This is a genomic window from Amycolatopsis sp. NPDC051372 (genome assembly GCF_040682095.1).
GTDB lineage: Bacteria > Actinomycetota > Actinomycetes > Mycobacteriales > Pseudonocardiaceae > Amycolatopsis.
This window is the reverse complement of sequence record NZ_JBFBAF010000048.1, coordinates 1-12,613: the sequence shown is the minus strand read 5'-3', so window position 1 is coordinate 12,613 and position 12,613 is coordinate 1. Positions and strand designations below refer to the sequence as shown.

Here is a 12,613-nt window from a genome sequence, read left to right as displayed (position 1 = left end):
GCATCCGTGTGTGACCTGAAACACGCCAGCCGACTTTCGGGTGTGTGGCACACCTCGCCGAGGCGCTCACCTGTGGTGTTGCGAAACCGGTCGCGCGCGTCCCGGACTTGGGTCCTGGATGGACTCGGGACCTAAGTCCTGAGCTGATCGGCTGGTATGAAGTACGCGTGTACGGCACCGATTGACCTGCTGGTAGGGTCCGCTTCAAGGGTGGCGGCCTCGCCCGCGCACTCCCTCAAACGAACCGCGACCAGCAGTGTGGCGACCCGATGGTTCCGCCCCTCAGCCGCTGGTCCGAAGTGGATTGCAGGGCAGTGCTCTTGCGAGCCAACCTCTGTGCAGGGCATGAGAATCATTCACTGCGCGGTGGGGCTGGCCGCCTCCGGCGTGCTCGTGCGTATCGGGTACGTTAAGTCCAGATCGTGACGATTCCCCCGGCGGAGTGAACGCCGGCCGGGAGAACCGGGAGGAGCGCAGTGATCGCGCTGGTACTGACCGAGGGTGCTGTTTTCACGCCCCCTGGTACTGATGCCTTCGAGCTGCCGCCGTTTTTGGGGTCTGGCGAGTGGGGCTTGAACAAGCCGAAGCTGCTGGTGATCATCGCTTTGATCATCGTCGCCGGCTACTTCTTGGTGGCTTCGCGCAAGCTGAAGATCGTGCCCACCAAGGGCCAGTTCATCGCAGAGTCCGTCTATGACTTCAGCCGCAACAACATCACGCGGAGCCAGATCGGCTCGAAGGAGTTCAAGCCGTTCATCCCGCTGGTTCTCGCGTTGTTCACCTTTATCTTGGTGAACAACCTCTTCGGGATCATTCCGTTCTTCCAGTTCCCGACCATGGCGCGGATCGGCTTCCCGCTGGCCATGTCGCTTCTCGTGGTCTACCCGGTCTACCACTACGTGGGCATCAAGAAGCACGGCCTGGGCGGGTACCTGAAGAACCAGTTGGCGCCGGCGGGGATCCCGAAGTTCGTGCTCCCGCTCTACGGCCTGATCGAGTTCGCGCAGAAGTTCTTCATCACCCCGATCACGCTGGCCATCCGTGTTTTTGCCGCCATGTTCGCGGGTCACCTGATCATCATCGTGTTCACCCTGGGCGGCACCTTCCTGCTCACGGAGACCTCGGGCTGGGCCCTCAAGCCGGTGTCGATCCTGGGCTGGGTCCTGGCAATCCTGATGACTTTCCTCGAGGCCTTCATCCAGGTGCTGCAGGCCTACATCTTCGCCCTGCTGTCGGCCGGGTACATCGGCGCCGCGCTGGCGTCGGAGCACTGAGAAACACACAAGCCCCCGATCCGCGTGAGTGCGCGGACCGAAGTGAAGGGAAACGCACGTGAGCAACATCGTTCTGGCCCAGGCCGCTGAGCAGGCTGTCAACATCAACCCCGGCCTCGCCGCCATCGGCTACGGCCTGGGCGCGATCGGCCCGGGTATCGGCATCGGCCTGATCTTCGCCGCGGTCATCAACGGCACCGCGCGTCAGCCTGAGGCCCAGGGCAAGCTGCAGGGCATCGGCTTCTCGACCTTCGTGCTCACCGAGGTCCTCGCGCTGATCGGTATCGTCATCTACTTCATCGCCTCCGCGGCCTGAGTCACCCCACTCTCGCCAACTAAGGAGACGCTGTGCTGAAGACCGAACTGGTGTTGGCGGCCGAAGAGCACGCCAACCCGATCATTCCGGACATCCCGGAGCTGATCCTCGGCATCGTCGCCTTCCTGATCCTGCTGTTCATCCTGAAGAAGTACGTCGTCCCGCGTTTCGAGACTGCGTACGAGGAACGGGCGCAGAAGATCGAAGGCGGCATCGAGAAGGCCGAGAAGGCCCAGGCCGAAGCCGAAGACGCGCTGGCCGAGTACAAGGCGCAGCTCGCCGAGGCCCGGTCCGAGGCCGCGAAGATCCGCGACGACGCCCGGCTCGAAGCCGAGCAGATCAAGGCGGAGCTGCGGGCCGAGGCCGAGTCCGAGTCCCAGCGGATCGTCGCGCAGGGGCAGGCTCAGCTGCAGGCCCAGAAGGCGCAGATCATCGCCGAGCTGCGGGCCGACATGGGCCGCAACGCGGTGGAGCTGGCGAGCCGCATCGTCGGCGAGTCGCTCGAAGACGAGGCGCGCCGCCGCGGCACCGTCGACCGGTTCCTCTCGGAGCTCGAGACCGCGTCGGCCACCAATGGAGCGGGGAAGTAACCAGAGATGACGCTGCATGCTGCGAGCCGTGAAGCGCTCGACCTCGCCGAGACCCGTCTCGGCGAGGTTCTGGCCGACGCGGGTACCGACCCCGCGACGGCCGGGGACGAGCTGCTCTCGGTCGTCGACCTCCTTGACCGCGAAATCGGCCTGCGCCGGTCGGTCAGCGACGCTTCGGCCAGCCCGGAGAGCCGCCAGGGCCTCGTCCGCCGGCTGTTCGACGGAAAGCTGAGCGAACCGGCCCTGAAGGTGCTCGACGCCGTGGCGGGCAGCCGCTGGTCAAGCCCCCGCGAGCTGGTGGACGGGATCGAGTCCCTCGGCCGCTCGGCGCTGCTCACCTCCGCCGAGAAGACCGGGAACGTCGAGACCGTCGAGTCCCAGCTGTTCCAGGTCGCACGGATCGTCTCGGGCTCCTCGGAGCTCGAGGCCGCGCTGTCCGACCTGGCCGCTCCCGCCGACGCCAAGCGGACTCTGGTCCGCGGGCTGTTCGCGGACAAGGTCGACGTGGTCACCCAGACCCTCGTCGAGCAGGTCGTGCGCCGCGCCAAGGGGCGCGGGGTCGGCAACGGGCTCGACAAGCTGGTCGCGCTGGCCGCGGAACGGCGTGAGCGTTCGGTCGCGTACGTGACCAGCGCCAACGCTCTCACCGACGAGCAGCAGGCCCAGCTCGGGTCGAAGCTCAACGGCATCTACGGGCGGACCCTCGCGCTGCACGTCGAGGTGGACCCCCGGCTGGGCGGCGGGCTCGTCGTCCGCGTCGGCGACGAGGTCATCGACGGCAGCACGGCCGGCCAGCTGGCGGCGGTGCGCCGCAGGCTGAGCCGCGCCTGACGGGTGCGCCCGCACCACAGACTTTGCACACTGGACAGAACAGAAGCGAGAGCGGGAACGAAATGGCGGAGCTGACGATCTCCTCGGACGAGATCCGCAGTGCGATCGAGAACTACGTCTCGAGTTACGCCCCGGATGTGAACCGGGAAGAGGTCGGCGTGGTCGCCGACGCCGGTGACGGTATCGCCCACGTCGAGGGCCTCCCCTCGGCCATGGCCAACGAGCTGCTCGAGTTCCCGGGCGGCGTCCTCGGTGTGGCGCTGAACCTGGACGCCCGTTCGATCGGTGCGGCCATCCTCGGCGACTTCGAGACGATCGAAGAGGGCCAGCAGGTCAAGCGGACCGGCCAGGTCCTGTCCGTGCCGGTCGGCGACGGCTACCTCGGCCGGGTCATCGACCCGCTGGGCGCGGCCATCGACGGGCTCGGCGAGATCGAAACCACGACCCGGCGTCCGCTGGAGCTCAAGGCCGCCTCGGTGGTCGAGCGCCAGCCGGTGTCCGAGCCGCTGCAGACCGGCATCACCGCCATCGACGCGATGACGCCGATCGGCCGTGGCCAGCGCCAGCTGATCATCGGTGACCGCAAGACGGGCAAGACCGCCGTCGCCGTGGACACGATCATCAACCAGAAGGCCAACTGGGAGACCGGCGACCCGAAGAAGCAGGTCCGCTGCATCTACGTCGCGATCGGCCAGAAGGGCTCCACGATCGCGTCGGTCAAGAAGTCGCTCGAGGACGCGGGCGCGATGGAGTACACGACCATCGTCGCCGCCCCGGCTTCCGACTCGGCCGGCTTCAAGTGGATCGCCCCCTACACCGGCTCGGCCATCGGCCAGCACTGGATGTACGAGGGCAAGCACGTCCTGATCGTGTTCGACGACCTGACCAAGCAGGCCGACGCCTACCGCGCGATCTCGCTGCTGCTGCGCCGCCCGCCGGGCCGCGAGGCGTTCCCCGGCGACGTCTTCTACTTGCACTCACGTCTCCTCGAGCGGTGCGCCAAGCTGTCGGACGAGCTGGGTGCCGGCTCGCTGACCGGCCTGCCGATCATCGAGACGAAGGCCAACGACGTGTCGGCCTACATCCCGACGAACGTCATCTCGATCACCGACGGTCAGTGCTTCTTCCAGTCGGACCTGTTCAACGCCGGTCAGCGCCCGGCCATCGACGTGGGCATCTCGGTGTCCCGCGTGGGTGGTGCCGCGCAGGTCAAGGCGATGAAGTCGGTCTCCGGTTCGCTCCGCATCGACCTGTCGCAGTACCGCGAGCTGGAGGCGTTCGCCGCCTTCGCCTCGGACCTCGACGACGCGTCGAAGGCGCAGCTCGAGCGTGGTGCGCGCCTGTACGAGGTGCTCAAGCAGCCGCAGTACTCGCCGATCCCGGTCGAGGAGCAGGTCTGCACGGTGTGGCTGGGCACCAACGGCCACTACGACTCGGTCCCGACCGAGGACGTGCGCCGCTTCAACCACGAGTTCCTCGACTCGGCCCGCCGCAAGCACACCGAGGTCCTCGGTGCGATCCGCGACAGCGGCAAGTTCGAGGACGACACGCGCGACGCGCTCGTGAACGCGGTGAACGAGTTCAAGAAGGAGTTCACGACCTCCGAGGGCAAGCCCCTGGAGTCGAACGCCGACGCGATGGACGCCGACAAGGTCGGGCAGGAGACCGTCAAGGTCAACAAGCCCGCCCCGAAGAAGTGAGCTGATAGCTCATGGCCGCACAACTCCGGGAACTTCGGTCGCGCATCAAGGCGACCAAGTCGATCGGCAAGATCACGAAGGCGATGGAGCTCATCGCCACCGCGCGCATCACCAAGGCGCGTGCGAAGGTCGCCGCTTCCCGGCCGTACGCGGACGAGATCACCAAGGTGCTCTCGGCGCTGGCCGGTGCGGCGGCGAACCTCGACCACCCGCTCCTGGTCGAGCGCCCCAACCCGAAGCGGGCCGCGGTCCTCGTCGTCACCAGCGACAAGGGCCAGTGCGGTGGGTACAACACCAACGTGCTGAAGGCGACCGAGGAACTGCTCGCCCTGCTCCGTGAGGAGGGCAAGGAGCCCGAGGTCTACGTCACCGGCAACAAGGGCCTGAACTACTACCGGTTCCGGGGCCGCGAGGTCGTCGACAGCTGGACGGGCTTCTCCGACCAGCCGGCGTACACCGACGCGGTCGCGGCGGCGGAGACGCTGGTGGAGTCGTTCCTCTCCGGCACCGAGGCGGGTGCGGCCGGCGCGCTCGCCGGGGTCGACGAGATCCACGTCGTCTACACCGAGTTCGTCTCGATGCTGACGCAGCGCCCGATCGCCAAGCGGGTCGCCCCGCTCGAGGTCGAGTACACCGAAGGTGAGGAGCAGAAGCCCGCGGGCGAGCTGCTCCCCAGCTACGAGTTCGAGCCGAGCGCCGACAAGCTGCTGGGTGCGCTGCTGCCGAAGTACATCAACACGCGCCTGTACTCGGCGCTGCTGGAGTCGGCGGCGTCCGAACTGGCAGCCCGCCGCACCGCGATGAAGGCCGCGTCGGACAATGCGAACGACCTGGTGGGCAACCTGACGCGGGAAATGAACCAGGCCCGCCAGGCGCAGATCACCCAGGAGATCTCCGAAATCGTCGGTGGCGCGAACGCGCTCACCGCAGCAGGAAGTGATGATTGATGACCAGTACTGAAACCCCGCGTGCCAAGGGGCGCATCGTGTCGGTGACCGGTCCGGTCGTCGACGTCGAGTTCCCGCGTGGTTCCGTTCCCGACCAGTACAACGCGCTCAAGGTCGAGATCGAGTTCGAGCAGCTGCGCAAGACCGTGACCCTCGAGGTCGCCAGCCACCTCGGTGACAACCTCGTCCGCACGATTTCGCTGCAGCCGCAGGACGGTCTCGTCCGCGGTGCCGAGGTCACCGACACCGGCGGCCCGATCACCGTACCGGTGGGCGACAAGGTCAAGGGCCACGTCTACAACGCCCTTGGCGAGTGCCTCGACGAGCCCGGCTACGGCGACGACCTCGAGCGCTGGGGCATCCACCGCAACCCGCCGCCCTTCGACCAGCTCGAGGGCAAGACGGAGATGCTGGAGACCGGCCTCAAGGTCGTCGACCTGCTCACCCCGTACGTGCAGGGTGGCAAGATCGGCCTGTTCGGTGGTGCCGGCGTGGGCAAGACGGTGCTCATCAAGGAGATGATTACCCGCGTCGCCCGGAACTTCGGTGGCACCTCGGTGTTCGCCGGCGTCGGCGAGCGCACCCGTGAGGGCAACGACCTCTTCCTGGAGATGTCCGAGGACGGCGTCATCAACGACACCGCCCTCGTCTTCGGCCAGATGGACGAGCCGCCGGGCACGCGTATGCGCGTCGCCCTGTCCGCGCTGACGATGGCGGAGTACTTCCGCGACGTGCAGAACCAGGACGTGCTGCTGTTCATCGACAACATCTTCCGGTTCACCCAGGCCGGTTCCGAGGTGTCGACCCTGCTGGGCCGCATGCCTTCGGCCGTGGGTTACCAGCCGACGCTGGCCGACGAGATGGGTCAGCTGCAGGAGCGGATCACCTCGACCCGAGGCCGGTCGATCACCTCGATGCAGGCGATCTACGTCCCCGCGGACGACTACACCGACCCTGCCCCGGCCGCGACGTTCGCCCACCTGGACGCAACCACCGAGCTGTCGCGTGGTGTCTTCCAGAAGGGCATCTTCCCGGCGGTGGACCCGCTGGCGTCGACGTCGACGATCCTCGACCCGGCCATCGTCGGTGAGGACCATTACCGCGTGGCTTCCGAGGTCATCCGGATCCTGCAGAAGTACAAGGAACTGCAGGACATCATCGCGATCCTCGGTATGGACGAGCTCTCGGAAGAGGACAAGCTCACCGTTCAGCGCGCGCGCCGCATCGAGCGGTTCCTGTCGCAGAACATGCTGGTCGCCGAGGCGTTCACGCAGATCCCCGGCTCGACCGTGCCGCTGGCGGAGACCATCGAGTCGTTCGACCGCATCGCGAAGGGCGACTTCGACCACTACCCGGAGCAGGCGTTCCTGGGTATCGGTGGCCTCGAGGACCTCGAGAAGAAGTACAAGGAAATCACCAAGAAGTGACTCTTTAGAAGACGCAGTCTGAGCGCGGCGGGGGCAGTGTCCATTATGGACACCCGCCCCCGCCGTTCTCGTAACCGAAGCCGGACCTATTACACTCGGTGGTGACACCCCGAGCGAAGGAGTGCTACGTGGCTGAGATGTCCGTGGAGCTGGTGGCCGTGGAGCGCCGGCTCTGGTCGGGTACCGCCACCTTCGTGGTGGCGCAGACCACCGAGGGCGAGATCGGCATCATGCCCGGCCACGAGCCGGTGCTGGGCCAGCTCGTCGAGGGTGGCGTGGTGAAGGTGAACACGACCGACGGCGAGATTCTCACAGCCGCCGTGCACGGTGGGTTCCTGTCGGTGACCGCCACCGGGGTGAGCGTGCTCGCCGAGAGCGCCGAGCTCTCCGACGAGATCGACATCGACGCGGCCAAGGCGGCCCTGACCGCGGACGACGAGGCGGAGCGCACGAGGGCAACGGCCCAGCTCCGCGCGGCCGGTCAGACAGTCTGATCGAGCGACGAGCAGGAGCCGGGCCGTGAAGATCGCCATCGTGGTGCTGGGGCTCCTGATCGTGCTCGCCGTGCTGGCGGCCTGGTACGGCCAGCGGTGGATCCGGATGCGCCGCGGCGGTGGCGTGAGCGTCGCGCTGCGGTGGCGTCCGGACAACCCGCGCGCCAGCTGGCACCTCGGGCTCGGGCGTTACGAGGGCGACGAGTTCGTCTGGTACCGCGTCTGGAGCCTCCGGTCCGGCCCGGACCGCGTGTTCCAGCGCGAGAGCATGCAGATCGCCGACCGGCGGGACCCGTCCGGCACGGAGGCGTACGCGGTGCCGGAAGGTTCCACTGTCCTGCGGTGTGAATCGCCCACCCAGGAAGCGATCGAGATCGCGATGGGGCCTGGTGCGCTCACCGGGTTCCTGTCCTGGCTGGAGTCGGCTCCGCCGGGACGAATGCTGCCGCACGCGTCCTGATCGGCCGTTACCCTGGGATGATGGAGCCCGAGGAACAGGCCGACCGCAAGCGTCGCTGGGCGAAGCTGCCCGAGCACGTGCGGCTCGAGGACATGACCACGGCCCAGGACGTCGAGCCCGGGGCCGATTCGACGTGGGATGTCGACTACGAGCGGTACTGGACCGCCCGGGAGCTGCGCTGACCCGCAAGGTGGCGGTTGCTCAGCCGCCCGGCTTCCACAGCACGTCGCCGTCCGGGTTGGCGAGCCGGCCGAGGATGAACAGCAGGTCGGACAACCGGTTGAGGTACTTCACGGCGATCGGGTTCGTCGTGTCCGGCTCCGCCTCCACGAGCGCCCACGCCGAACGCTCCGCGCGCCGCGTGACCGTGCGCGCCTGGTGTAGGTAAGCCGCGCCCGGCGTGCCGCCCGGCAAGATGAACGACGTGAGCTTCGGCAGCCGCTCGTTGAACTCGTCGCACCAGCCCTCCACGCGCTCGAGGTAGGCCTCGGTGATGCGCAGGGGCTCGTACGGGGGATTTTCCTCGATCGGCAGGCACAGGTCGGCGCCGACGTCGAACAGGTCGTTCTGCACGCGCCTGAGCACGCCGGCGATCTCGTCGCTCAGGGAACCCATCGCGACGGCCAGCCCGATGACGGAGTTGGCCTCGTCGGTATCGGCGTAGGCGCCCAGGCGGGGCGAGGTTTTGGGGATCCGCGAGCCGTCGCCGAGCGCTGTGGTGCCGCTGTCGCCGACCTTCGTGTAGACGCGGTTGATGCGAACGACCATGCCTTCGACTCTACCGGCCCCGCGTGTGCCGAAACTGGGCGAGAGGGCATGATTGGCGGCCATGAGCGAGCACTTCGACGTGCACGGCGGGGCACGGCTGGTCGGCGAGGTCGACGTGGTCGGAGCCAAGAACAGCGTGCTGAAGCTGATGGCCGCGGCCCTGCTGGCCGAGGGCACCACCACCATCACGAACTGCCCGCAGATCCTCGACGTGCCCCTGATGGGCGACGTCCTGCGCAGCGTCGGCTGCGAGGTCGAGATCAACGGCGACACGGCGCGTATCACCACGCCTGCCGAGCTGTCGCACCGCGCGGACTCGGCGGCAATGGGCAAGCTGCGCGCGTCCGTCTGCGTGCTGGGTCCGCTGGTCGGGCGGCTCAAGAAGGCCGTGGTCGCGCTGCCCGGCGGCGACGCGATCGGCTCACGGCCGCTGGACATGCACCAGAACGGCCTGCGCAAGCTGGGTGCCACGAGCACGATCGAGCACGGCTGCGTGGTCGCCAACGCCGAGTCCCTCGTCGGCGCCCAGATCTGGCTGGACTTTCCGAGCGTCGGCGCCACCGAGAACATCCTGATGGCCGCGGTGCTGGCCGAGGGCACGACCGTGATCGACAACGCGGCGCGCGAGCCCGAGATCGCCGACATCTGCACGATGCTCGTGGAGATGGGCGCGAAGATCGAGGGCGCCGGCACGTCGACGCTGACCGTGCACGGAGTGGAGCGGCTGCGCCCGACCGAGCACCGCGTGATCGGCGACCGGATCGTCGGCGCGACCTGGGCGTTCGCCGCGGCGATGACGCGGGGCGACCTGACCGTGCGCGGCGTCAACCCGCACCACCTCGACCTGGTGCTGGACAAGCTGCGGCTCGCGGGCGCCGACGTGACCACGTTCGACGAGAAGGGCTTCCGCGTCGTGCAGCCCGAGCGCCCGAAGGCGGTCGACTGGGTGACGCTGCCCTACCCGGGCTTCGCCACCGACCTGCAGCCGTTCGCGGTAGCGCTTTCGGCCGTCTCCGAGGGCACGTCGATGATCACGGAGAACGTCTACGAGGCCCGGTTCCGCTTCATCGAAGAGATGATGCGGCTCTCCGGCGACGCCCGCACCGACGGCCACCACGCCGTGGTCCGCGGGGTCGAGCAGCTCTCCAGCGCGCCGGTCTGGGCCTCCGACATCCGCGCCGGCGCCGGCCTCGTGCTCGCCGGCCTGTGCGCCGAGGGCGTCACCGAGGTCTGGGACGTCTTCCACATCGACCGCGGTTACCCGCACTTCGTCGAGAACCTCAACCGCCTCGGCGCGCGCATCGAGCGCGTGGCGGGGGAGCCCGAGCGCGCGTAGTCAGTCCACGGGGCGGGCGTCGAGTGCGCGGAGCACGTGCTCGACGACCCGGTCCAGAAATTCGGGGCCCGGGGGCTCCCGGCGCACCACAAGGCGCCAGTAGATCGGCGCCGCGAGCAGGTCCATGGCCAGCTCGATGTCGACGTCTGCCGGGAGCTCACCACGCTGGATCGCGCGCTCGAACAGCGGCCGTGCGGCGTCACGGCGAGGGCCGCCGATGCGAGTGCGCATGTCGTCGGCCGGCTCGGGGTCGCGGGCGCCCTCGGCGATGAGGTCCGGCAGGATCCGGGCGAACCGCGGGTGCGTGAGCCAGTCGTACACCGCCTGCATCGATTCGCGCAGGTCACCGCGCAGAGATCCCGTGTCCGGGGTCGGCGCGCGGCTCACGCTGAACTCCGAAACCACTGCCGAGATCATCTCGTGCTTCGAGCGCCAGCGGCGGTACAGCGCGCTCTTGCCGACGCCCGCCCGCTTGGCCACGGCCTCCATCGACAGCCGGCCGTAACCCACCTCCGCGAGCTCGTCGAGCACCGCTTCCGTGATCGCCTGCGTGACGTCGGGCTGCAGCACAGCCGCCCCGGTGGGCGTGCGGCGAGTTGTCATGATCGCATCCTAGCGGGTGGACGAGACGGTACCGTTCCATGTAGGTTGACGTCGGGACGGTACCGTATCGTCCGCTCAGGAGGAGGGCCCGATGAAGCAGCTGCTGTTCGAGGACGACCCCCAGTTCTGGTTCGAGACGCTCCGCGTGTTCGGCCACGCGAGCTACGGCGGTTCGGACTTCGGCGAGGTCGTCGCCACCGCTTCCCGCATCAAGCCCGGCGACTACGGCAGCTGGCACGACGAGTGGCTCGCCGCGGCCGAGCGCCTGGCGGCCGAGGCCGACGGGGTGGCCGCTGCGCACCCGATCAGCGCCCGCGACGCGTACTTGCGCGCGTCCACCTACTACCGCTCGGCGGAGTTCTTCCTGCACGGCAACCCTGCCGACCCGCGCATCGCCTACGCCTACGACCGCAGCGTCGAGTGCTTCCACCGCGCGATCGAGGGTTTCGCGGGCGTCGAGCGCGTCGAGATCCCGTATGAGGGTCATGTGCTGCGCGGCTACTTCTACCGCGCGCCCGGCACCGGCCGTCGCCCGATTCTGTTGGCGCACAACGGTTTCGACGGCAGCGCGGAGGATGTGCACTTCTTCGGCGCGGCCGGGGGAGCCGAGCGCGGCTACCACGTGCTGGCGTTCGACGGCCCCGGCCAGCCGAGCGCGATCCACCGCGACGGGCTCGTCTTCCGGCCCGACTGGGAGCACGTGGTGGGCCCGGTGCTCGACTTCGTGCTCGCCGACCCGGACGTCGACCCGGACAAGGTCGCGCTGCTCGGCCTCAGCCTCGGCGGCCTGCTCGCCCCCCGCGCCGCGGCTTTCGACGAGCGCATCAAGGCGGTCGTCGCCGTGGACGCTGCTCTCGTTCACCGCCGAGAGGGCGCGGACGCCCACTGCCACGTCGGCGCGCAGCGGCTCGCGACGGCCCGCGTCTTCGACTGGCTCGACGAGACGCTCTAGGTGTACTGCCTGGGGAGGTTGCGATCGGCGCGACACGTGATCGGATGATCTTGGTGTGGGGGAGGGCCTCCGGGTTCGGTGTGGATTGCGACATCTGCACCGGCTACCAGGAGGCCCTCGTGTCCCACCGTAATGCCCCGCTGTCTGAGACCGGCAGGTTGCGCCTGGCCCGGTGTGTCGTGGACGAGGGCTGGCCGTTGCGGTGGGCCGCGAAGCGGTTCCAGGTATCGGTCTCCACCGTGGTGCGGTGGGCCGGGTGCTACCGCGAGCACGGCGAAGCCGGCATGGCTGACAGGTCAAGCCGTCCACGCGCCAGCCCGCACCAGACCCCCACCCGGGTCGAGCGGCGAATCATCAAGGTCCGGGTGATCCGCCGGTGGGGGCCGGCGCGGATCGCCTACCTGCTCGGGCTGAATCCGTCCACGGTTCACCGAGTCCTGACCCGCTACCGGTGCTCCCGGCTGGCCGACCTCGACCGGGCCACCGCACGGCCGATCCGCCGCTACGAGCACGATTCGCCCGGCGACCTCGTGCATGTCGATATCAAGAAGCTGGGCAACATCCCCGACGGCGGCGGGCATCGTGTCACCGGCCGCGCCACCGGAGAGCAGAACAAGAAAGCCACCACCACAGCTCGTTACCGTCACGGCAAACCCAAGATCGGATCCAGCTACCTCCACAACGCCGTGGACGATCACTCCCGGCTTGCCTACAGCGAAATCCTGCCCGATGAGACCAAAGAAACCGCGGTCGCGTTCTGGACACGAGCGCACGCGTTCTTCGCCTCAGCCGGTATCACCATCCAGCGAGTCCTGACCGACATTCAAGCTGGGTGTGCGGCGTTGAGCCTGTCTCGTCGGCCGGCGGGAGGGATCGGGGTCGTCCGGCACCCGCCTGTGAACGTTGTTTGACCGA

General features: G+C 68.3%; 14 protein-coding genes and 1 pseudogene. 13 read left to right on the top strand and 2 right to left on the bottom strand.

Annotation, left to right across the window (positions count from 1 at the left end):
• Positions 1 to 476 precede the first annotated feature (476 nt).
• From atpB to AB0M56_RS45525, 10 genes are all read left to right on the top strand, one after another.
• Complete coding sequence (gene atpB, locus AB0M56_RS45570) at positions 477 to 1,274, top strand: F0F1 ATP synthase subunit A (protein ID WP_364188428.1); 798 nt, start codon at positions 477 to 479, stop codon at positions 1,272 to 1,274.
• A 58-nt stretch (positions 1,275 to 1,332) separates the two neighbouring features.
• Positions 1,333 to 1,590: an ATP F0F1 synthase subunit C gene (locus AB0M56_RS45565; RefSeq protein ID WP_285972840.1), complete on the top strand. Its 258-nt coding sequence runs from the start codon at positions 1,333 to 1,335 to the stop codon at positions 1,588 to 1,590.
• A 32-nt stretch (positions 1,591 to 1,622) separates the two neighbouring features.
• Positions 1,623 to 2,180, top strand: a complete 558-nt coding sequence (locus AB0M56_RS45560) for a F0F1 ATP synthase subunit B (protein WP_364188425.1) — start codon at positions 1,623 to 1,625, stop codon at positions 2,178 to 2,180.
• Positions 2,181 to 2,186: 6 nt separating this feature from the next.
• The gene (locus AB0M56_RS45555) at positions 2,187 to 3,011 is read left to right on the top strand and encodes a F0F1 ATP synthase subunit delta (protein WP_364188422.1); all 825 of its coding nucleotides are present in this window, start codon (positions 2,187 to 2,189) and stop codon (positions 3,009 to 3,011) included.
• A gap of 62 nt (positions 3,012 to 3,073) precedes the next feature.
• Positions 3,074 to 4,711 carry a F0F1 ATP synthase subunit alpha gene (gene atpA, locus AB0M56_RS45550; protein ID WP_364188420.1) on the top strand — a complete coding sequence of 546 codons (1,638 nt, stop codon included), beginning with the start codon at positions 3,074 to 3,076 and terminating at the stop codon, positions 4,709 to 4,711.
• 11 nt (positions 4,712 to 4,722) lie between these two features.
• Positions 4,723 to 5,658 carry a F0F1 ATP synthase subunit gamma gene (locus AB0M56_RS45545; protein WP_364188417.1) on the top strand — a complete coding sequence of 312 codons (936 nt, stop codon included), beginning with the start codon at positions 4,723 to 4,725 and terminating at the stop codon, positions 5,656 to 5,658.
• Positions 5,658 to 7,085: a F0F1 ATP synthase subunit beta gene (atpD, locus tag AB0M56_RS45540; protein WP_364188414.1), complete on the top strand. Its 1,428-nt coding sequence runs from the start codon at positions 5,658 to 5,660 to the stop codon at positions 7,083 to 7,085. The genes AB0M56_RS45545 and atpD overlap by 1 nt, the downstream gene beginning before the upstream one ends.
• Positions 7,086 to 7,213: 128 nt before the next feature.
• The gene (locus AB0M56_RS45535) at positions 7,214 to 7,579 is read left to right on the top strand and encodes a F0F1 ATP synthase subunit epsilon (protein ID WP_364188412.1); all 366 of its coding nucleotides are present in this window, start codon (positions 7,214 to 7,216) and stop codon (positions 7,577 to 7,579) included.
• 25 nt (positions 7,580 to 7,604) lie between these two features.
• Positions 7,605 to 8,039, top strand: a complete 435-nt coding sequence (locus AB0M56_RS45530) for a DUF2550 domain-containing protein (RefSeq protein WP_220243810.1) — start codon at positions 7,605 to 7,607, stop codon at positions 8,037 to 8,039.
• Positions 8,040 to 8,059: 20 nt separating this feature from the next.
• A complete protein-coding gene (locus AB0M56_RS45525) occupies positions 8,060 to 8,221 on the top strand; it encodes a hypothetical protein (RefSeq protein WP_364188409.1) in 162 nt (53 codons plus the stop codon).
• Positions 8,222 to 8,240: 19 nt separating this feature from the next.
• Here AB0M56_RS45525 and AB0M56_RS45520 read toward each other — a convergent pair whose 3' ends face one another.
• Entirely contained in the window at positions 8,241 to 8,807 is a 567-nt protein-coding gene (locus tag AB0M56_RS45520) for a cob(I)yrinic acid a,c-diamide adenosyltransferase (RefSeq protein ID WP_364188406.1), read from the bottom strand.
• Between the two features lie 61 nt (positions 8,808 to 8,868).
• Here AB0M56_RS45520 and murA point away from each other — a divergent pair, with 61 nt between their 5' ends.
• Positions 8,869 to 10,143 (top strand): UDP-N-acetylglucosamine 1-carboxyvinyltransferase, encoded by a 1,275-nt coding sequence (gene murA, locus AB0M56_RS45515; protein ID WP_364188403.1) that lies wholly within the window; start codon positions 8,869 to 8,871, stop codon positions 10,141 to 10,143.
• Here the strand turns inward: murA and AB0M56_RS45510 are convergent, their stop codons facing one another.
• Positions 10,144 to 10,746: a TetR/AcrR family transcriptional regulator gene (locus tag AB0M56_RS45510; protein ID WP_364188400.1), complete on the bottom strand. Its 603-nt coding sequence runs from the start codon at positions 10,744 to 10,746 to the stop codon at positions 10,144 to 10,146.
• A 91-nt stretch (positions 10,747 to 10,837) separates the two neighbouring features.
• On the opposite strand from AB0M56_RS45510, the gene AB0M56_RS45505 reads away from it, so the two are divergent.
• Positions 10,838 to 11,698, top strand: coding sequence for an alpha/beta fold hydrolase (locus AB0M56_RS45505; protein ID WP_364188397.1), 861 nt, complete (start codon positions 10,838 to 10,840; stop codon positions 11,696 to 11,698).
• Between the two features lie 119 nt (positions 11,699 to 11,817).
• A pseudogene (locus AB0M56_RS45500) lies at positions 11,818 to 12,519 on the top strand (IS481 family transposase); the annotation flags it as partial.
• Positions 12,520 to 12,613 lie beyond the last annotated feature (94 nt).